The sequence below is a fragment of the Mesorhizobium sp. CNPSo 4688 genome, assembly GCF_057784295.1.
In genome coordinates this window covers 144,136-162,286 of record NZ_JBWLUY010000010.1, presented here as the reverse complement: position 1 = coordinate 162,286, position 18,151 = coordinate 144,136, and the positions used below count along the sequence as shown (strand labels likewise).

At 61.7% G+C, this 18,151-nt stretch carries 19 protein-coding genes; 15 read left to right on the top strand and 4 right to left on the bottom strand.

All coding sequences use genetic code 11. The annotated features are described in order from the left end of the window. Window positions 1-17: 17 nt before the first annotated feature. Window positions 18-554, top strand: a complete 537-nt coding sequence (locus AC04SH_RS20530) for a TetR/AcrR family transcriptional regulator (protein WP_488576411.1) — start codon at window positions 18-20, stop codon at window positions 552-554. 151 nt (window positions 555-705) lie between these two features. Further along, complete coding sequence (locus AC04SH_RS20525; RefSeq protein ID WP_488576410.1) at window positions 706-2,307, top strand: inorganic phosphate transporter; 1,602 nt, start codon at window positions 706-708, stop codon at window positions 2,305-2,307. A gap of 313 nt (window positions 2,308-2,620) precedes the next feature. On the opposite strand, the gene AC04SH_RS20520 is transcribed toward AC04SH_RS20525, so the two are convergent. Continuing rightward, the gene (locus AC04SH_RS20520) at window positions 2,621-3,781 is read right to left on the bottom strand and encodes a patatin-like phospholipase family protein (protein ID WP_488576409.1); all 1,161 of its coding nucleotides are present in this window, start codon (window positions 3,779-3,781) and stop codon (window positions 2,621-2,623) included. Continuing rightward, the gene (locus tag AC04SH_RS20515; RefSeq protein WP_477236142.1) at window positions 3,774-4,556 is read right to left on the bottom strand and encodes an acetoacetate decarboxylase; all 783 of its coding nucleotides are present in this window, start codon (window positions 4,554-4,556) and stop codon (window positions 3,774-3,776) included. Before AC04SH_RS20515 ends, AC04SH_RS20520 begins: the two co-directional genes overlap by 8 nt. A 223-nt stretch (window positions 4,557-4,779) precedes the next feature. Here AC04SH_RS20515 and AC04SH_RS20510 point away from each other — a divergent pair, with 223 nt between their 5' ends. From AC04SH_RS20510 to AC04SH_RS20475, 8 genes are all read left to right on the top strand, one after another. After that, window positions 4,780-5,568, top strand: a complete 789-nt coding sequence (locus AC04SH_RS20510) for a 3-hydroxybutyrate dehydrogenase (RefSeq protein WP_488576408.1) — start codon at window positions 4,780-4,782, stop codon at window positions 5,566-5,568. Window positions 5,569-5,642: 74 nt separating this feature from the next. Then, a complete protein-coding gene (locus AC04SH_RS20505) occupies window positions 5,643-5,909 on the top strand; it encodes a metal-sensing transcriptional repressor (protein WP_477235903.1) in 267 nt (88 codons plus the stop codon). Beyond that, a complete protein-coding gene (locus AC04SH_RS20500; RefSeq protein ID WP_488576407.1) occupies window positions 5,906-6,946 on the top strand; it encodes a cation diffusion facilitator family transporter in 1,041 nt (346 codons plus the stop codon). The genes AC04SH_RS20505 and AC04SH_RS20500 overlap by 4 nt, the downstream gene beginning before the upstream one ends. A 39-nt stretch (window positions 6,947-6,985) precedes the next feature. After that, entirely contained in the window at window positions 6,986-7,699 is a 714-nt protein-coding gene (locus tag AC04SH_RS20495; protein ID WP_488576406.1) for a HoxN/HupN/NixA family nickel/cobalt transporter, read from the top strand. Window positions 7,700-7,843: 144 nt separating this feature from the next. Next, the gene (locus AC04SH_RS20490; RefSeq protein WP_488576405.1) at window positions 7,844-8,659 is read left to right on the top strand and encodes a chromate resistance protein ChrB domain-containing protein; all 816 of its coding nucleotides are present in this window, start codon (window positions 7,844-7,846) and stop codon (window positions 8,657-8,659) included. Next, a complete protein-coding gene (chrA, locus tag AC04SH_RS20485) occupies window positions 8,656-10,047 on the top strand; it encodes a chromate efflux transporter (RefSeq protein ID WP_488576404.1) in 1,392 nt (463 codons plus the stop codon). Before AC04SH_RS20490 ends, chrA begins: the two co-directional genes overlap by 4 nt. Before the next feature lie 155 nt (window positions 10,048-10,202). Then, the gene (locus AC04SH_RS20480) at window positions 10,203-10,340 is read left to right on the top strand and encodes a hypothetical protein (protein ID WP_488576403.1); all 138 of its coding nucleotides are present in this window, start codon (window positions 10,203-10,205) and stop codon (window positions 10,338-10,340) included. Between the two features lie 55 nt (window positions 10,341-10,395). Then, window positions 10,396-11,382 (top strand): methyltransferase, encoded by a 987-nt coding sequence (locus AC04SH_RS20475; protein WP_488576402.1) that lies wholly within the window; start codon window positions 10,396-10,398, stop codon window positions 11,380-11,382. Window positions 11,383-11,446: 64 nt separating this feature from the next. Here the strand turns inward: AC04SH_RS20475 and AC04SH_RS20470 are convergent, their stop codons facing one another. Next, window positions 11,447-12,178, bottom strand: a complete 732-nt coding sequence (locus AC04SH_RS20470; RefSeq protein WP_477235917.1) for a class I SAM-dependent methyltransferase — start codon at window positions 12,176-12,178, stop codon at window positions 11,447-11,449. A 278-nt stretch (window positions 12,179-12,456) separates the two neighbouring features. Between AC04SH_RS20470 and AC04SH_RS20465 the strand changes: the two genes are divergently transcribed. The 4 genes from AC04SH_RS20465 to AC04SH_RS20450 all read left to right on the top strand — a co-directional run bounded on the left by AC04SH_RS20465 (window position 12,457) and on the right by AC04SH_RS20450 (window position 15,861). Then, entirely contained in the window at window positions 12,457-13,674 is a 1,218-nt protein-coding gene (locus tag AC04SH_RS20465; protein ID WP_488576401.1) for a pilus assembly protein TadG-related protein, read from the top strand. A gap of 4 nt (window positions 13,675-13,678) precedes the next feature. Continuing rightward, window positions 13,679-14,119, top strand: a complete 441-nt coding sequence (locus tag AC04SH_RS20460) for a TadE/TadG family type IV pilus assembly protein (protein WP_488576400.1) — start codon at window positions 13,679-13,681, stop codon at window positions 14,117-14,119. Window positions 14,120-14,177: 58 nt separating this feature from the next. Beyond that, on the top strand, window positions 14,178-14,519 hold the full coding sequence (locus AC04SH_RS20455) for a TadE/TadG family type IV pilus assembly protein (RefSeq protein WP_246501830.1): 342 nt from the start codon (window positions 14,178-14,180) through the stop codon (window positions 14,517-14,519). A gap of 424 nt (window positions 14,520-14,943) precedes the next feature. Next, window positions 14,944-15,861, top strand: coding sequence for an NADP-dependent oxidoreductase (locus AC04SH_RS20450; protein WP_488576399.1), 918 nt, complete (start codon window positions 14,944-14,946; stop codon window positions 15,859-15,861). Between the two features lie 96 nt (window positions 15,862-15,957). Here AC04SH_RS20450 and AC04SH_RS20445 read toward each other — a convergent pair whose 3' ends face one another. After that, complete coding sequence (locus tag AC04SH_RS20445; RefSeq protein WP_477235925.1) at window positions 15,958-16,245, bottom strand: hypothetical protein; 288 nt, start codon at window positions 16,243-16,245, stop codon at window positions 15,958-15,960. Window positions 16,246-16,845: 600 nt separating this feature from the next. Between AC04SH_RS20445 and AC04SH_RS20440 the strand changes: the two genes are divergently transcribed. Beyond that, window positions 16,846-18,036, top strand: coding sequence for a tyrosine-type recombinase/integrase (locus AC04SH_RS20440; protein ID WP_488576398.1), 1,191 nt, complete (start codon window positions 16,846-16,848; stop codon window positions 18,034-18,036). Window positions 18,037-18,151 lie beyond the last annotated feature (115 nt).

The window sequence follows — 18,151 nt, the reverse complement described above, 5'->3', positions numbered from 1 at the left end:
GTGGGGGAAGGGGACCGATGAAGACCCGAAGGGCAAATTCGCGCGACAAGATACTCGCCGCCGCTGCCGACGTAGCACGCGAGACCGGCCCCGGCAGCCTGTCGCTGGATGCCGTCGCCAGCCGCGCCGGCGTGTCAAAAGGCGGCTTGCTTTACAATTTTCCGACCAAGGCCAAATTGATGCAGGGCCTGGTGGAGAATTACCTGCGCGCCTTCGAGCTGGCGCTGGAATCGGGCCGTGTCGCCGGCGCCAGCGGCGAGAGCCTGCTTGCCACTTATATCCGGCTCTCGGCGGCTGATTGCGAGGAACCGAAGCCGACGGCCTCGTGGATCTTCTCGGCGATCGCCGAGGATCCGGATTTCCTGACGCCGATAAAAGCCTTCAAGTCGCAGCTTCTGCAGCGGCTGAAGAGCGAGACACCGGACCTCAAGACGCTGCTGGTCTGCTTTCTGGCCATCGAAGGGATGCGCAGCATGAACCTCTTCGATTCCGATGTGCTTTCTGCCGACGAACGCCGCTTGCTCGTATCGGCGCTGCTCGAGATTGCGGGATAGTTCCATCAGGGCGATGCAAGCGGGCGGGTCAAATTCCGGCGCTGCTGCGCCTCCTTGCGCGATCAAAAAGACCATAGCCGTCACATCAGCTTCATCGTCCAGCCATAGCGTCACCCGTGGTTCTTTGCTGCAGTGCAAACGGAGTGGGACGATGGTGGACGTTGTTTCTAGCGAGGCGGGTATTCCGAGACCGGACCATCCGCTCAATCGATCAGGCGGCGCGAAGTGGTTCCTGCCGGCCTTCGGCGTGCTGGTGCTCGTCGGTGTCATTTATGTCGGCTACGCGCTCAGCCAGGATCTGGCGGTGGCTAAGACCGTGCCGTGGATCCTGCTTGGCATTGCCTTGCTGATTGCGCTGGGTTTCGAGTTCGTCAACGGCTTCCACGACACCGCCAATGCGGTGGCGACCGTCATCTACACCCGCTCCATGCCGGCTGAATTCGCTGTCATGTGGTCGGGTGTCTTCAACTTCCTTGGCGTTTTGACCTCGAGCGGCGCGGTTGCGTTCGGCATCTTGTCGCTGCTGCCGGTCGAGCTCATCCTTCAGGTTGGTTCTTCCTCGGGCTTCGCCATGGTGTTCGCGCTGCTCGTCGCGGCGATCCTGTGGAACCTCGGCACCTGGTTCCTCGGTCTGCCGGCTTCCAGTTCGCACACGATGGTCGGCTCGATCATCGGCGTTGGCCTCGCCAATCAGTTCATGGCGCCGGCCGGCAGCGCCACCAGCGGTGTCGACTGGGGTCAGGCGACCAATGTTGGCATCACGCTTCTGGTGTCGCCGATCGTCGGCTTCTTCGCCGCCTTTGTCCTGCTCTATGTGATGAAGCTGCTGGTGCGTAATCCCGCTCTCTACGAGGCGCCGAAGGGCAGCACGCCCCCGCCATGGTGGATCCGCGGCCTGCTGATCTTCACCTGCACCGGCGTGAGCTTTGCGCACGGCTCCAATGACGGACAGAAAGGCATGGGCCTGATCATGCTGATCCTGATCGGCGTCGTGCCGACGGCCTATGCGCTCAACCGCACGCCCGACATCAACTATCTCGAGGCCTACAAGGCGGCTTCGGCCGGCGTCGAGACGGCGCTCGGCAATTACGTCAAGCCGGGCGTCACCGTCACCGACGCCAAGGCAGCGGTGCAGGATGCGGTGCGCACCAAGACCTGGGGCGACCAGACCACGGTGGCGCTGCAGACATACATCCACGACACCACGGCTTCGTTGCAGCCTTACGCTTCGGTCAACAATGTGCCGACTGACCTCGTCAGCAATGCGCGCAACGACATCTATCTGATCGGCGAGGCGCTGAAGCTGATCGACAAGAAGAAACTGCTGCCGATGCAAGACGCCGACCTGAAGGCGGTGACTGACTATCACAAGGCTGTCGACAACGCGACGAAGTTCATCCCGCTATGGGTGAAGATCGCGGTGGCGTTGGCGCTCGGCCTCGGCACGATGGTCGGTTGGAAGCGCATCGTCGTCACCGTCGGCGAGAAGATCGGCAAGAGCCACTTGACCTATGGCCAGGGCGCCGCCGCCGAACTGGTTGCCATGATCACCATCGGCATGGCCGACCGTTTCGGCCTGCCGGTGTCGACCACCCATGTGCTGTCGTCGGGCGTTGCCGGCACCATGGCAGCCAACGGTTCTGGCCTGCAATGGTCGACGGTGCGCAACCTGCTGCTGGCCTGGGTGCTGACGCTGCCGTGCTCGATTACCCTCGCCTTCGTGCTGTTCATCATCTTCCGCCAGGTGTTCTGAGCGGGGCGATAAGGCTTTCAACGAAAAGGCAGCGCCGGCGATCGGCGCTGCCTTTGTTGTTGTTCGTTACGAGTGCCGGCGGGACAACACCCCCCTCTGGCCTGCCGGCCATCTCCCCCTCAAGGGGGGAGATCAGCAGTTCGTTCGAAGGCGCTTTCCCTGCAACACTGGCGATTGGCGAAAGCATTCGCGACAGCCAATCTCCCCCCTTGAGGGGGAGATGTCCGGCAGGACAGAGGGGGGTGTGAAGGAACTCGACAGCGGTGATTTCCTATACCGGAAAGACCTCGTCGAGTTGTCCTTCTGCCAGGCCTTAGGTCGGATCCTCGCGGTGCAGATCGTGTATGGTGACGCCGTCGGCATTGGTCGGCAGCATCAGCCACTTCTTGTGGCGCAGCGTGCGTTCCGTGTCCTCCAGGCCCATCTCCCAATGCTCCCGCATCGAGGTACCGGAGAATTCGTAGTCCTTGGCGTGGCCCTCGTAGCCTTTGTGCTGATAGATCAGGTGGACGATGTTGACCACGCCGGCATCCGAATAATCGGCGATCAATTCCTTCTCGCCGTCCTTAAGCTGCTCCGGCGGCACGCGCTTCAGCGCATCGAGCAACTTCATCTTCAGCGCATGGATGCGCTGGAAATTGTCGGTGTTCTGGCGTGTGCGGCTGGAATACATGATGTCCTTGTGGCGCGACAGCACGTCTGCCATGCCGCGCGGCAGCACGCCGCGGGCGCTGAACAGGTCGACCTGGAACACCAGCGAGGAGCGGTCCTCTTCCTGGTCGAGCAGATATTGCAGCGGCGTGTTGGAGACGATGCCGCCGTCCCAGTAATATTCGCCCTCGATGCGAATCGACGGGAAGGCCGGCGGCAGCGCGCCGCTGGCCATGATGTGCTCCGGCTCGATGCGCACCTTCTCGGTGTCGAAATAGACGAAATTGCCGGTCCTGACATTGACGGCGCCGACGCTCAGCCGCTTCTTGCCGTCGTTCAGCACGTCGAAGTCGATCAGGCTTTCCAGCGTGTCCTTGAGCTCGGCGGTGTCGTAGAAAGAGGTAGCGCCTTCGGCGCCCGACAGCTGGAGCCAGGGATTGGGCGAGCGCGGCTTGAAGAAGCCAGGCTGGCCCATCGCCATCGTCATGAAGGACGAGGTCTGGTTGCGGATGTCGCGGTAGATGTCGCCTTCCGGCGTGTAGGCCCAGATCTTGCGGCCCGAGACCGTCTGCCAGAACTGTTCCAGCCGCTGCAGCCGGCGGCTCGGCTCGTTGCCGGCGATGATGGCGGCATTGATGGCGCCGATCGAGACGCCGGACAGCCAGGTCGGCTCGCAACCGGCATCGGCAAGTGCCTGATAGACGCCGGCCTGATAGGCGCCGAGCGCGCCGCCGCCCTGGAACACCAGGGCGATGCGATCGTATTGCGCGGTGATTTCCGCGATCGTGGCGGCAGCTGCCTTGCTGCGGTTACGCTCAAGCACTGACTTTCTCCAGTCTGGTCGCGCCGGCAGCAGACTGGTCGGCGAGGTAGTCATGCACGACTTCGCCGAGGCCAAGCGTCAGATCTGCTTTGAAGTGGACGGCCGAGACGATGTCGAGCACCGGCAATTTCGCCACATCGGCCATGACGTGCGGGCGAAGATCGAGCGCGGCCGGCGCCGTCCAGGCTTCCTTCAGCGTGATGTCGGTGAGGTAGTAGCGCACCAGCTCGCAGATGCGCGGGGTTCCGTCGACATGCGGGATGATCTTGATCAGGAAGTTTGGCGCGGCGAGCGAGGCGAGCACCTGATCGTGGTCGGCCTCGCGATGCTTGTAGCCCATCGTGCCGGTGGCGCAGAGAACGCTGCCGTAATGCAGCGTGCCGACCACCACTTCGCCCTCATGCACGATCTTCGGGTTGGCGAGCTTTTTGGGAAATCCCCAGAGTTCACGGCCGCCGGCGATCGGCGCGTCGTCGTCGAGATACATGGAATGGACGTAGCCGCCATGCTGGCCCTTGTAGCGGACGGGGATGACCTGGCCGGTCTCTGTGTAGTCGCCGAAGCCGGTTGAGTCAGGCATGCGGATGAATTCGTATTTGACCAGCGGCTCGTCGATCTCCAGCGGCGCCGGCACCACGGCCTCGAGCGCCTCGCGCGTCGTGCGGTAGGTGATGATGACGTATTCGCGATCGAAGAAGCGGTACGGGCCGGGCGGGAAGGAAGGGTTGGTCAGCGGCATCGCATAGGCGCGCTTCACGACATCGGCGATTTCCAAATTGCTCACCCTCTGATTCAGGAATGATCTGTGCGGGACGTGCAGGACGACTATGTTGCACGGCAGCATGACATTGCCATGTCGTGTCACTTCGATGCCAGTGCAAGGCGCGCGTGAAGGATCACAACATTGTAATCGCAATGACATATGGTCATGCCATTGTTATGTTGCGATGCACAAACCATCTGCGTCAAAGCTCCTTCCCACCAGTCGCGAGATCACCATGGGTTCCCTGTCTTCGAAGAATGCGCTCGTCACGGGCTCGACCAGCGGCATCGGCCTGGCCATTGCCCGCGCCTTTGCCGCCGAAGGCGCCAACGTCACCATCAACGGACTCGGCGATGCCGCCGTGATCGAGCAGGAGCGCGCCGGCATCGAGAAGGATTTCGGCGTCAAGTGCCGCTATTCCGGCGCCAACATGATGGACGGCGCCGCGGTGACCGCCATGGTGCACGAGGCCGAAGCTGCCTTCGGCAGCCTCGACATTCTGGTCAATAATGCCGGGATACAGCATGTCGCGCCGATCGAGGAATTCCCCGACGACAAGTGGGAAGCCATCATCCGCATCAATCTGCTGGCTGCCTTCTATGCGATCAAGGCTGTGGTGCCGGGCATGAAGGCGCGCAAATGGGGGCGCATCATCAACACCGCGTCGGCGCATGCGCTGGTCGCCTCACCGTTCAAGTCGGCTTATGTCTCGGCCAAACACGGCATCGCCGGCCTGACCAAGACGGTGGCGCTCGAAGTCGCGCAGGACGGCATCACCGTCAACGCCATCGCGCCTGGCTATGTCTGGACACCGCTGGTCGAAAAGCAGATCCCCGACACGATGAAGGCGCGCGGCATGACCGAGGAGCAGGTCAAGCACGACGTGCTCCTCGCGGCGCAGCCAACCAAGGAATTCGTAACCGTCGAGGAGCTTGCCGCGCTGACGCTTTTCCTGTGCTCTGACGCGGCCAGGCAGATCACCGGCACGACCTTGCCGATGGATGGCGGCTGGACGGCGCAATAGGGCTGTCCCCGAGATCAACTCGCCATCACAGACTGCAGATTGACTCATCCTCCCGGGGGGGATAGTCGACTGGCATGACAGACAACACGCACCGGTCGCATCCCGCTATCGTGAAGCGTCTAAAGCGCGCGCAAGGCCACCTTGCGGCAGTGCTCTCCATGTTCGAAGCTCATCGTTCCTGTGTTGACCTCGCACAGCAACTCCATGCCGTGGAAAGCGCCATAAGCAGCGCCAAGCGAGAACTGATCCACGATCATATCGAACATTGCCTGACCGACACCGCCGAGAGCGGAGCGCACGACTCGCTGACGGAACTCAAGCAGTTGGCCAAGTATCTATGAGCGGTCTCGGCAGGCGCACCCTCGACTGGTTCGGCTTCGGTTCGCACGGTCGTGCCGGCCACGATCACGACCACCACGGCCCGCATGGTCATACACACGGCGTCATCGATGCAACCATCGCGACGACCGATCGGGGCATCTGGGCCATAAAATGGTCGTTTGTCATCCTGGCGGTCACGGCAGCGATGCAAATGGCCGTAGTGGTTCTCTCGGGCAGCGTGGCGCTTCTTGCCGACACCATTCACAATGTTGGAGACGCAACCACTGCCATCCCCTTGTGGGTCGCCTTTATGCTGGCGAGGCGCAAGCCGTCATCAACCTTCACCTATGGACTGGGTCGGGTCGAAGACCTCGCCGGTATCGTCATCGTCCTGATCATTCTGTTCAGCGCCATCGTCGCGGGATACCAGGCTATCGAGCGCCTGATCCATCCGCAGGCAGTGACGCATCTTGGCTGGCTGACGGCGGCGGGTATCGTTGGTTTCCTCGGCAATGAGGCCGTCGCGGTGTTTCGCATCCGCATCGGCAGGGAAATCAACAGTGCGGCGCTCGTCGCTGACGGCTACCATGCCCGTACCGACGGGCTCACCAGCCTTGCCGTGGTCATTGGCGCTATCGGCGTCTGGCTCGAATTTCCGCTGGCCGACCCGATTATCGGGCTCCTCATCACGGTCGCCATTTTTGCTATCGTCTGGCAGTCCGCGCGCTCGGTGCTCACCCGTATGCTCGACGGCGTCGAGCCGGGTGTGATGGCCGAAATTCATCATGCTGGCGAGCATGTGCCAGGTGCTCACATCGTCGATGCCAAGGCCCGCTGGATTGGCCACAAGTTGCACGCCGACATCGCCATCGCTGTGGACGAAACGTTGCCGCTCGCAGAAGCAAACAAGATCACGGCAGCGCTGGAGACTGAACTGTTCGAACACATGCCTGCGCTCGCGACTGCCAACATCCGGTTTTCGAGCGAACATGGCGCGCACGAGCATCCACATCCTCACGTCCACAATCATGGCGAACACCGCGACCACCAACACTGACGTGCGCAGAAAACCACCCGCTTCTGCCGGTCCAGGCTGATGCTCCAGACGCTTGTCGAATTCCAGCGCACGATTTACCTGGCGCTCGCCGATCAGATAAAGCTGCTCTCGGCTGGCGGTGGCTGGCTTGCGTTCCTTGCCTTTCTGCCGATGGGCGTGCTTTTCGGTGCGGCGCATGCCCTGACGCCAGGACATAGCAAGGCCGTCCTGGCCACGTATCTGGCCGGTTCGGACGCGAAGGTTTCACGCGGCCTTCTGGTGTCACTGACGCTCTCCTTCACGCATGTGACGATCGCAGTGCTAATCGCGGCATTCTCGTTACCGCTGGTATCGATTGCCTTGGGAAGCGTTGGCCGAGCGCCGCTGCTGGAAGACGTCAGCCGTGGGTTGCTTGGCCTGATCGGCGTCTGGATGTTGTGGCGCGCATTGAGCCACGGCCACCATCACAAGCATGAGGGCGAAGCCGTTGGGTTCATGGCCGGTCTGATTCCATGCCCGCTGACCCTGTTCGTGATGACCTTCGCGATATCCAGAAGCGTTCCGCTTGCCGGTATACTGTTTGCGATCACCATGATGGCCGGCGTGGCGCTGACCTTGTCCTGTGTGGCGGTGTTGTCGATCCTGTTTCGGGAACGGCTGGTGCATTTTTTCGACAGCCGGCCACGCTTGTTCAACATAGTATCCAGAAGCATCGAAGGTTTCGCCGGCCTCATTCTTGCTGGCGTGGCGGTTTGGCAAATTTCGCCGCGCTGAAGACGTCGAAACGAACAGCCGGGTTATGGATTGACAAGCACGAAGGATCATTCCAGCATAGTGATAAGGGGTTCCCTTCGCGACGACCCCGTGAGGCGTCAGCCCAATGATCGCGTCCAAACTCTCACTCTGGAGGTGGACGCCATGCCGTCAACAACCGCAATCACCGTAGCGCAGCTCTCCCGCCTCGTCGGCCTGCCGGACGCGCCTGTTCTTGTCGATGTCCGCATCGACGAGGATTATGACGCCGATCCGCGCTTGCTTCCGGCCTCATCACGGCGCGACTTCAAGACCGTTTCCACCTGGGCGGCCGAGTTCGCCGGACGCCACGTCGTCGTCATCTGTCAAAGGGGGCAAAAACTCTCGCAAGGCGTCGCTGCCTGGCTGCGCCATGAGGGCATCGCTGCCGAATCCCTGGAAGGCGGCTTCGAGGCCTGGTTGGCGGCCAAGGGTCTTGTGATCAAGACCGACAAGATGCCGCGCCGCGACGACAAGGGCCGCACGGTCTGGGTGACGCGCGCCCGCCCCAAGGTCGACCGCATCGCCTGCCCATGGCTGATCCGCCGCTTCATTGATCCTTCAGCGGTGTTTCTGTTCGTCGAACCGGCCGAAGTGCTGGCTGCCGGTGATCGTTTCGCGGCGATCCCCTTCGACATCGACGATGTGTTCTGGAGCCATCGCGGCGAACGCTGCACCTTCGACACCATGATCGAGGAATTCGGGCTGCGCTCCGAGGCGCTCGACCGTCTTGCTTTGATCGTGCGTGCAGCCGACACGGCGCGCCTTGATCTCATACCGCAGGCGGCAGGGTTCCTGGCGGCATCGCTCGGCCTGTCGCGCATGTTCCGCGACGATCTCGAACAGCTCGAGGCCGGCATGCTGCTCTATGACGCGTTTTTCAGGTGGTGCCGCGACGCCACCGACGAAACCCACAACTGGCCGAGCGGGGGCAAAACATGAGCGCCGTTGCCGCCGGCGAAAAGGCTCATGGTGTCGAGGCGCCCCCAGCGCCCACCTTCGGGCAAGCCACAAAACTGTGGGCGAAGATCGGTCTGCTCTCCTTCGGCGGGCCGGCCGGACAGATCGCGCTGATGCACAAGGAACTGGTCGAGGAGCGGCGCTGGATCGGCGAGCAGCGTTTTTTGCATGCGCTCAATTATTGCATGCTGTTGCCCGGACCCGAGGCGCAGCAGCTGGCGATTTATATCGGCTGGCTGCTGCACCGGACCGCCGGCGGCCTCGTTGCCGGCATCCTGTTCGTGCTGCCCGGCGCCCTGGTCATGCTGGGTCTCAGCATCTTCTACGTGCTCTACAATGATGCCCCTGTCATCGAGGCGCTGTTCTTCGGCATCAAGGCAGCGGTGCTGGCCGTCGTCGTCGAGGCGGTCATCCGCATCGGCAAACGGGCGCTCAAGAACCGGGTGATGGTGGCGATCGCGGTGATCGCCTTCCTTGCTATCTATGTCGTCAGGCTGCCGTTCCCGCTCATCATCCTGTTTGCAGGGCTGACCGGCTGGATCGGCAATCGCCTGGCGCCGGCCTGGTTTTCCGGAGCCGCACACGGCAAGGACAATTTGCCTGATGTCAGAGGCGCGGTCGACCTGATGTTCGAGCGCGGCGAACTTACCCATACCAGGCCGACGAAATGGCACGCGCCGCGCACCATCGCGATCTGGCTGCCGATCTGGCTCGGACCGGTCGTGCTGATCCTGGCGCTGACCGGCCCAGCCAGTGTGTGGACACAGCTCGGCGGCTTCTTCAGCCTGATGGCGGTGGTCACCTTCGGCGGCGCCTATGCAGCGCTCTCCTATGTCGCGCAGGCGGCCGTGACGTCATTCGGCTGGCTGGCGCCCGGTGAAATGGTCGACGGCCTTGGCCTTGCCGAGACGACGCCGGGACCGCTGATCCTCGTGCTGCAATTCGTCGGCTTCATCGCCGCCTACCGGCATGCCGGCGCGATGATTCCGCTCGTCGCTGGATCGCTCGGCGCACTGCTGACGCTCTGGGTGACGTTCGTGCCCTGCTTCTTCTGGATATTTCTCGGGGCGCCCTACATCGAGGCGCTGCGCGGCAACAAGGCTCTGTCGGCGGCACTGAGCGCGATCACGGCGGCTGTCGTCGGCGTGGTGATGAACCTTGCGCTGTGGTTTGCGCTGCATGTCGTCTTCGGCGCGGTGCACCGCGTCGGCCTCGGGATGGAGGTGCCGGTGCTGTCGTCGCTGGACTGGCGTGCCGCACTGCTTTCGGCAGCCGCGATGGTCGCCATGCTGAAACTGAAGATCGGTATGCTGCCGACATTAGCCGGCTCAGCACTGGCCGGACTGGCATTGCTGGCTTTGCCTGCGTAGCGCTCGAGGCAAGCAAAGCTCGATCGGCAACGGCACGTCAAAAAGGCCGGTATCCCCGGCCGCGTCGGCGCGGTCCTTGATGTCGTCGGTCTCAGCGGCTTTGAAAAGCGCCGCATCGAGGAATTGTCCCGCGGCCAACCCAGGTCCATCTGACAATGGCCGGCGTGCCGGCGGTCGCCGTGTTTCGCGAAAGGATCAGCGCGCGTCCGGGCGATGTGCTTTACGTCGAACCCGACACCGCCAAGCTGAACCTGCTCGACGCCGAGCGGGCGAGCGCTGGTCAACTGATTTGACGAGGTTAGCCGAGCTGTTTCAAAGTCGGTCCCGGATCGCGGAACGGGATATGACATGGTGGATTTTGAGCGGATCGACAAGCTGATCGCAGGGGTGCCCCCCGCCTTGGCGCTTCGCGCTGGGCTGGACCTTGGCATTTTCACCCGGCTCGGTGGCAACGCGATGACTGCCGACAGCCTTGGGGCGGCGCTCAAGGTCGAGCCCGATCGTCTGTCGCGGCTCCTCTACGCGCTCGCCAGCATCGCTCTCCTCGAAGTCGAGGATGGTCAATTTCGCAACGGAGCCGAAGCGTCGGAATTCCTCGACGCGTCCAAGCCGACCTATCGCGGCGGCGACCATGCGCTGCTGCGCGAGCTCTGGGGAGCCGACGTTTTGACCGCGGAGTCGTTGCGACAGAACCGACCGGCTGCGCTGCACGACTTTTCCGAAGCGGGGCCTGAGTCCGCGGCGGCCTTCAGCCGCATGCTCGCACCGGGCGGGGTGATTTTCGGCCGAAATCTGGCCCGCGAGTTGGACCTCTCGGCGATCGGTTCGGTGATCGACATTGGCGGCGGCGCCGGGACCATTCTCGTCGGACTTCGCGAGCGGTGGCCGCACATCGCGGCGACGCTGATGGAACTGCCAACGGTCGCAGCGGTCGCGCCAGCCATCCTGTCGGAATACGGCGCCGGCGACGTGGCTGTCGAAGAAGGCGACATAACGGTCGCGCCATCGATCGGCCGGCACGATCTGGCGATCCTGAAGGCCGTCGTCCAGGTCCTGCCGCCGGACCAGGCGCGCAGTTCGATCCTGAACGCGGCGCGTTGCCTCACACAAGGCGGCGAGATCGCAATTGCAGGGTGGGGCGTCGTCGATGACGACCGCCTCGGCCCGCGTGAGGGCGTGTTTCTCAATCTCACCTTCCTGAACCTCTATCGCGCAGGCGAATCGTACACCGAAGGTCAGTATCGGGCGTGGATGAGCGAGGCTGGATTTCGGGATATCTCCAGGTCGCGCCTGACCGATGGCTGCACGTTGTTTCGTGGGCGCCTCACGAGCTGATTGCCGCGGAATGGCTGGTTTCGGATGGAACGTCTGTCCGAGGCGCGTCCCGTCGCCGTGGCTCTCAAAGCCAGCCCTGGATGGATTGCACAAAGGCCCTGAGGCGGCGGGAGCCGATCTTTCCCCTTACCGGGCACCGTGGGGTATCGGCGGTCTTCTTTACGATGAGCTGTTTGGTGCGCGAGATCTCTTGAAACTCTTGCGAGTAGGCGACCAGGAAGCCATCGACGGCGGACGTGGGACGCTCCCAATTTGCCTTGTCGTCCTTATAGTCGGTGTAGTCGTCCCAAATGAGCATGCCGCCAAGCTTGAGCATCCCCCATGCCAGGACGCTATCCATCATGACGCTTTCGCGCTCATGACAGCCATCGATATAGACCAGGTCGAATTCCGCCCCTGCCTGGCGTAGTCTGATCAGCGCCGGCAGCGAGAAGTCGCGAATCTTCGTCACCCGATCGGCGTAGCGCTTCAAATTCCTGTCGAACCGTTTCCCCCGTTTGTGGAAGGGATCGACGCAGGTGATGACGGCCTTTCGCAAATAGCTGGCAAAGAAGAGCGCGGAGCGACCTTCCATGGAGCCAATTTCCAGAATCGAAAGCGGCGTGTCCCTTAGAGGTTCAAGAATGGGCATCCACGTCGACAGCTTGTTCGTCACGTAGTCGCGCTCGGCAAACGAAGCTGAAGCGTTGATGCTTTGCCAATCAAAATCCATTCCTGTCAGGCGCCCCTTCAGTGTACCCGTGATTGTCGTTCCGGCCTCGCCGCACATTTGAACAATTTTGCGTCTTGAAACCATCCCCCTGTCTTCTCGATAGCTTCGTCTCTGACGGGTAAAATGTCATTTTGGTCGACAACAAAGTTCGCGATAGCGGCGTATGACCTCTTCATGAAAACGATGTTTCGCATTCATCGTTTCTGGGGCGATACCTCCGACGGTCAAGCGGCGGCATGAGGCGCGATCGCAACAATTGCGCCTGGCCCGTCGGACTACGTCGAATCGGAATGGAGTTTTTAGACATTCGTTTATCTATTCGTGGTTTCTAATAACATATGGCATTCAATGCGTTCACATGGATGTGGTTTGTTTTCGGCCGCCTAACACGCGCCGCGAGCGGTAACGTTGCCGTCACCTTTGCCTTCACCTTGCCGATCGTGGTCGGCGGCGCCGGCCTCGGTGTGGAGACGTCCTTCTGGTACTACAGCAGCCTTAAGCTGCAGGCCGTCGCCGATGCCGCGGCCTATGCCGGTGCGCTCGAGAAAGTCGCGGGTTCCGACAACCCGACCATTATCGCGGCCGCCACGCAGTCGGCGACCTCGAACAATTTTGTCACGCCGGGCACGATCCAGGTCAACACGCCGCCATTGTCCGGCCCAAACACCGCGAAGAAGGCGGTGGAGGTCATCGTCAAGCAGAACCTCGATCGCTATTTCACGGCGATCTTCAACAGCGCACCGGTTCCGGAACAGGCGAGGGCCGTGGCGCTCATCACCGACGCCTCAAAAGCCTGCGTGCTGGCGCTCAGCACGTCGGCCGCCCAGGCTGCGCTCTTTTCCGGCAACACCACCGTCAACCTCACCGGCTGCTCGGTCATGTCGGACTCGATTGCCTCGGACGCCATCAAGACCCAGGGATCGGCGACGATAAAGGCCGACTGTCTGATCACGGTCGGCGGCATGGTGCTGAACGTTCCAGCAACCACGGTCTGCAAGTCCAACATCACCAAAGCCTTGCCGGCATCCGATCCTTTCTCCAGCCTGGCGACGCCCGCGGCCGGCAACCCGTGCAAGAATGTCAACGGCAACAAGACGTCGCAAACACTCCAGCCTGGCACCTACTGCAGCGGCATGAGCCTCAGCGGCAACGTCACCCTGCAGCCCGGCGTCTACGTCGTGCAGGGCGCTATGAAGGTCAACGCCAACGCAGTCGTCGCGGGCAGCGGGGTAACCATCTTCATGGCGGGCAGCAACACCGTCAGCATGAACGGCAACGCCAAGGTGACGCTGAGCGCGCCGACATCCGGAACCTATTCCGGCGTGCTGTTCTACGGCGACAGGACGGGGAACGCGGCGCAGAGCACCTTCAATGGCACCGCGGACTCGCTTTTGACCGGCGCCATCTATTTTCCCAGACAGCAGGTCAACTACCTTGGCAACTTCTCGGGCAGCGGCGGCTGCACTCAGGTCGTCGCCGACACCATCCAGTGGTCCGGCAGCACGACCATCAAGCAAGACTGCACCAGCCTCGGGATGGGCGACATTCCGGCGACGCAGTCCGTTCAGCTCGTCGAGTAGCGCGATGGGTGGGCGGACCTTGCGCATTGTCCGGGACAAATCCGGTATAGCTGCCGTGGAATTTGCCATGTTGCTGCCCGTCCTGTGCTTGGTCTGCTTCGGCATCGCCGACGGCTGGTCCTACGTGACGAGTTACCTGCAGATGCGCGCCAGCGTCAAAACCGCGGCCAATCTCGTGATGGCCGGCGCGTCCTATGACACGGGAACGCAGGCGATGGCGCTTTCGAGCTGGAACAACAAGCCCGATGACGCCGCGGTCGTGCTGGTCCGGTCCTATTTGTGCGGCACCACTGTCGTGGATGAGACCACCATCTGCGGCGGAAAGAAGCTGCCGACCATCTTCGTCCAGATAACGGCGACGGGCACCTGGGTGCCCCCGTTCAACTTCGGCGTCTTCCCGGACCCGCGCGCGATCAGTCATCAGCAGGTGATCCGTGTCCGCTGAAAGGATCTGGTCCAGATGGCGCCGTGACTGCTCCGGCGGAGCAGGGCTGGAATTCGCCTTGATCGCGCCGATCCTGGTGATGCTTTTGTTCGGAATCTTCGCCTTCGGCTGGGCCATGAACGCCGTGTCGACCGTCCGCTATACGCTGGAGACCTCTTCTCGTGCGCTGCAACTGAACAACACGCTTTCGCAGAGCGACATCCAGGCCATCGCTACGGAGAAATTGGCGAACCTGGGTCTGCAGAACGTCGTTGTGACGATCGCGATCGACCCTGCCAGCGGCGGGTTCAAGATGGCGCATCTGACCGCCAGCTATGCCTTCGTCATCGCCTTCCCGTATTTCGACCAGTATCCGATTAATTACGCTACGACCGTCACCGTTCCGCTGGTTGCCAGCTAGATTGCGGCCGGCTTTCGTTGAGTTGGCGACCCAACTCGGACCGTAACGGAACCACCGGGAGCCATAGCCGCCCATTCGAGTTGTACTTGCAAGGCGGTCGATGTAGCCGCTTAAAAGCCCGCTGCTGGCACCTCAGTGGTGGGCTTTTTCTCTATCGGACTAAAGTCTTGCTGCTTGCTTTCGAAGGTCTGATGTAACCGCTTTGGTTCTGTTCCTGTCCATTTGATGTTCCGAACTTTTTAGTGAACCCTCATACGTTTTCGTTGGCCAGCGGCGTCCTAGCGGTGCGGTCAGCATGGATACACATAGTGGCCATGGCGCAACGGCACCATCATTCCCGACAATCTTGGTCCTGTTTCATGACCAGAGCCGGACATATCTACCGGCCATCGCCACGTGACAAATGACGGAGGAGACAATTCCGATGAAGGCAATCGTTGTGACAGACCAGGCTGCGGGAACGGCCGGGATGAAGCTAGTGGAACGCCCCGAGCCACAGGCGGCTATAAACGACGTCGTCGTTCAGGTTCATGCGTCGGGATTCGTCCCGACTGAACTGACATGGCCCTCGACCTGGATTGATCGGGTTGGCCGTGACCGAACGCCATCGGTCCCCGGGCACGAGCTGGCCGGAATTATTACCGCCCTCGGCTACGGCACGACGGGACTGTCGGTGGGCCAGCGGGTGTTCGGCCTCACCGATTGGTATCGCGACGGCACTCTAGCGGAGTATGCGGCCGTCGAGGCGCGTAACCTCGCGCCGCTGCCGGGCGACGTCGACTTTGCGGTAGGCGCTAGTTTGCCGATCTCAGGCCTGACTGCGTGGCAGGGTCTGTTCGACCATGGCCGCCTTCGGGCTGGGCGGAGCGTCCTTGCGCACGGTGCGGCCGGCGCAGTCGGATCGATGGTGACACAACTCGCACGGGAGGCCGGCGCCTACGTCATTGGCACCGGACGCGCTGCCGACCGTCAGAAGGCGCTCGACTTCGGCGCGAACGAGTTCGTCGACCTCGAGAAGGACGCCCTGGAAGACGTCGGCGGCGTCGACCTGGTGTTCGATGTAATCGGCGGCGACATCCAGAAGCGGTCAGCAGGCCTGATTCGAGCCGAAGGAACACTGGTGTCTATCGTCGGGCCGACCGAGGCGCGGCCCGCCAATGGCCTGGCCGTCGATTTCGTTGTCGAGTCCGATCGTGCTCAACTGAGTGAGATCGTCCAGCGGGTGCGGGACGGACGACTGCGGACTAATATCGGCACCATCTCGATCTTCGACGATGCCGTTTCCGCCTTCAACCCGACCGAGCGACGCTCGGGGAAGACAGTCATCCGCGTTCGTCCCTGAGCGACACGCGCGTATCGATGCACGCACCCGGCCGGCACTGTCCTGATCGGCTGGGCGCCGCAGGCGATCGACGGGCGCCAAGAGCCGTATCTGAATCTATGCCCCTTTCACGATTCTCGGTTTGGTCGGTCGTCGGGATTGAGCGGCGCTCTCGATGGCCAAGGCCAGCCGCTTCTCGTCTTCGATGGCGCGATCGACTGCCTCAATTTCCTCTTGGAGCGCCTTCAACTCGGCTCCGTAGCTGGAGCCGTCGCTGTCCCCGATCTGAAAGCCACTTGCCCGCATTGCGTCGCGAGTATGGTGCACGTTACGGACTCCTTCGCGTCGAGTCGCGACCAGGATCTCCCTGAACTCATCAAGACGTTCAACGTGACTGCGAGTCATTGCGTTCTCCTATTTCTTCGTCATCGTCGCCGACGGCCATCCTGAACGGCGGATCCTTGCGGCGCAGAAGGTCTAAATGACTACAGGAGATACTCTCGACAAAGCATGAGCGCGGAAGCTCAAATTTGAACGTCTTGCAATAAAGTAGAGTGCGGCAGGCGGAAATTGGCTTGGCAAAACAGTCGGGCACGTAAATTGCCATGCAGAGACGCCTGCTAGGAAATCGAACAGAACGGAGACTTTTGGCCAGCGCTCCGCCAACAGTCAGGGTATCCTTATCGCTAACAAGCGGAAATGTCCGCCCAATTCCGGGGCCGTTCAACGCCGCCAAAATGGCAGTGACTGAATGGTGATCCCGACAGGAATCGAACCTGTGACCTACAGATTAGGAAGCTGTGGCCGAAGTCGCCCATGTCTGGCAGGTAAATACCTTACGCTACAGGGGATACGCCTTAGAGAAATAAGGCTTGCGGAGTGGACCCGGCGCAATTACACGTCCCCATGACGGACTCAGAAATACAGGAACACAAGGCGTACGGTGGCGGCATCGCACGTCCCCACGGCGTCCCCGGCTAGGTCCTCAGGGCAGAGAGGCGATACATGCGCGTGAAGATCACAAAGCGGCTCATAGAACGAGATTTGCCTAAGGAGACTACCACAGAGACATGGATTTGGGACACCGAGGTTCTTGCGTTTGGCATTCGCCTTCGGCCTGGGAGGAGACCGACCTTCGCGATGCGCTGGAAGGACGACACCTTCGGCGGCAGGAACGGTCGCGACCGGAAGATGAACATCGGACCCGTCGAGCAAATTGACCTTGATGACGCTAGGGCAATCGCGAGGCAACGCTTCGGAGAGCTTGCTGCGGGCTCCGACCCGGCAGAGAAGCAGCGGGAGCGAAAGCGATCTGGCGTTACCGTGTCCGACCTGATCAAGGAAGTGGTCGAGACAATGGAAGCGAAGGGGAGGGCGGCGCGCTACGTGCGCGATTTCAAGCAACAGATGCGTGACCACGTCGAGCCAACAATCGGAACTCGGTTTCTGAGGGACGTGACGGCTACGGATATCGATCGCATTCTCACGAAGCTCGCCCGTCGACCGGCTCTACACAACCATGTCAGGGCCGGCCTATCGAGCGTGTTTACAGCGGCATTGCGGGGACGCTATCGGGCAGACAATCCAGTCATGGGCAGCGCCAAGGCGGAAGCTCGACACCGGGAGCGGCTGTTAGCTGACTCTGAGATTGACGGCCTGTTGAAGGTGCTTGATGCCAATCCCGGGCAAAATGCGGACGCCATGCGGCTGTTGTGGTTGACCGGGAGCCGACCGCAGGAAGCATTCGCCATGCGATGGACTGACGTCGACCTCGACGCCGGTGTGTGGACGAAGCCGGCTCAAACAGTGAAGCAACGGCGGACCCATCGCGTGACGCTGCGGGCCGAGGCGGTGGCGCTGCTCAAGCGTATGATCGAAGAGCGCGGAGACAGCCCGTTCGTGTTTCCGTCAGATGGAGCGAAGGGGACGCGGCAGCGGGGCTACAAGGCAGCGAAGACGGGGCACTTAACGACCATCAAGAAGTTCGCCGCCAAGATGTTCGAGGCGGCGGGGCTCAGTGACGTCCGTCCATACGACCTCAGGAAGGCGTTTGCGTCCCGTCTGGTGGCGTCGGGCGCCGACCTCAGGACGGTGATGTCTTTGACCGGGCACACACAGGTTGCGGTGCTGTTGAAGCACTATGCGCACGTGATGGACGGGAAACAGAAGGAAGTGCTTGAGAAGGCGTTCGGGTGATGTCGGGCGTCACCAAGTCCGACCAAGACATTGTTCTGGGTCACTCATCGGGCAGCGTTGGTGAGGACTATGGGGGCGACGAGGCGCGGCTTGAGGTTGCGAGACGGGCGCTTGA

Excerpts from the sequence above, each read along its gene's own strand:
- AC04SH_RS20510 (WP_488576408.1), top strand. The coding sequence starts at position 4,780 with ATGGGTTCCCTGTCTTCGAAGAATGCGCTCGTCACGGGCTCGACCAGC.
- AC04SH_RS20450 (WP_488576399.1), top strand. The coding sequence starts at position 14,944 with ATGAAGGCAATCGTTGTGACAGACCAGGCTGCGGGAACGGCCGGGATG.
- AC04SH_RS20505 (WP_477235903.1), top strand. The coding sequence starts at position 5,643 with ATGACAGACAACACGCACCGGTCGCATCCCGCTATCGTGAAGCGTCTA.
- AC04SH_RS20495 (WP_488576406.1), top strand. The coding sequence starts at position 6,986 with ATGCTCCAGACGCTTGTCGAATTCCAGCGCACGATTTACCTGGCGCTC.
- chrA (WP_488576404.1), top strand. The coding sequence starts at position 8,656 with ATGAGCGCCGTTGCCGCCGGCGAAAAGGCTCATGGTGTCGAGGCGCCC.
- AC04SH_RS20480 (WP_488576403.1), top strand. The coding sequence starts at position 10,203 with ATGGCCGGCGTGCCGGCGGTCGCCGTGTTTCGCGAAAGGATCAGCGCG.
- AC04SH_RS20445 (WP_477235925.1), bottom strand. The coding sequence starts at position 16,245 with ATGACTCGCAGTCACGTTGAACGTCTTGATGAGTTCAGGGAGATCCTG.
- AC04SH_RS20475 (WP_488576402.1), top strand. The coding sequence starts at position 10,396 with ATGGTGGATTTTGAGCGGATCGACAAGCTGATCGCAGGGGTGCCCCCC.
- AC04SH_RS20530 (WP_488576411.1), top strand. The coding sequence starts at position 18 with ATGAAGACCCGAAGGGCAAATTCGCGCGACAAGATACTCGCCGCCGCT.
- AC04SH_RS20470 (WP_477235917.1), bottom strand. The coding sequence starts at position 12,178 with ATGGTTTCAAGACGCAAAATTGTTCAAATGTGCGGCGAGGCCGGAACG.
- AC04SH_RS20490 (WP_488576405.1), top strand. The coding sequence starts at position 7,844 with ATGCCGTCAACAACCGCAATCACCGTAGCGCAGCTCTCCCGCCTCGTC.
- AC04SH_RS20440 (WP_488576398.1), top strand. The coding sequence starts at position 16,846 with ATGCGCGTGAAGATCACAAAGCGGCTCATAGAACGAGATTTGCCTAAG.
- AC04SH_RS20525 (WP_488576410.1), top strand. The coding sequence starts at position 706 with ATGGTGGACGTTGTTTCTAGCGAGGCGGGTATTCCGAGACCGGACCAT.
- AC04SH_RS20465 (WP_488576401.1), top strand. The coding sequence starts at position 12,457 with ATGTGGTTTGTTTTCGGCCGCCTAACACGCGCCGCGAGCGGTAACGTT.
- AC04SH_RS20460 (WP_488576400.1), top strand. The coding sequence starts at position 13,679 with ATGGGTGGGCGGACCTTGCGCATTGTCCGGGACAAATCCGGTATAGCT.
- AC04SH_RS20500 (WP_488576407.1), top strand. The coding sequence starts at position 5,906 with ATGAGCGGTCTCGGCAGGCGCACCCTCGACTGGTTCGGCTTCGGTTCG.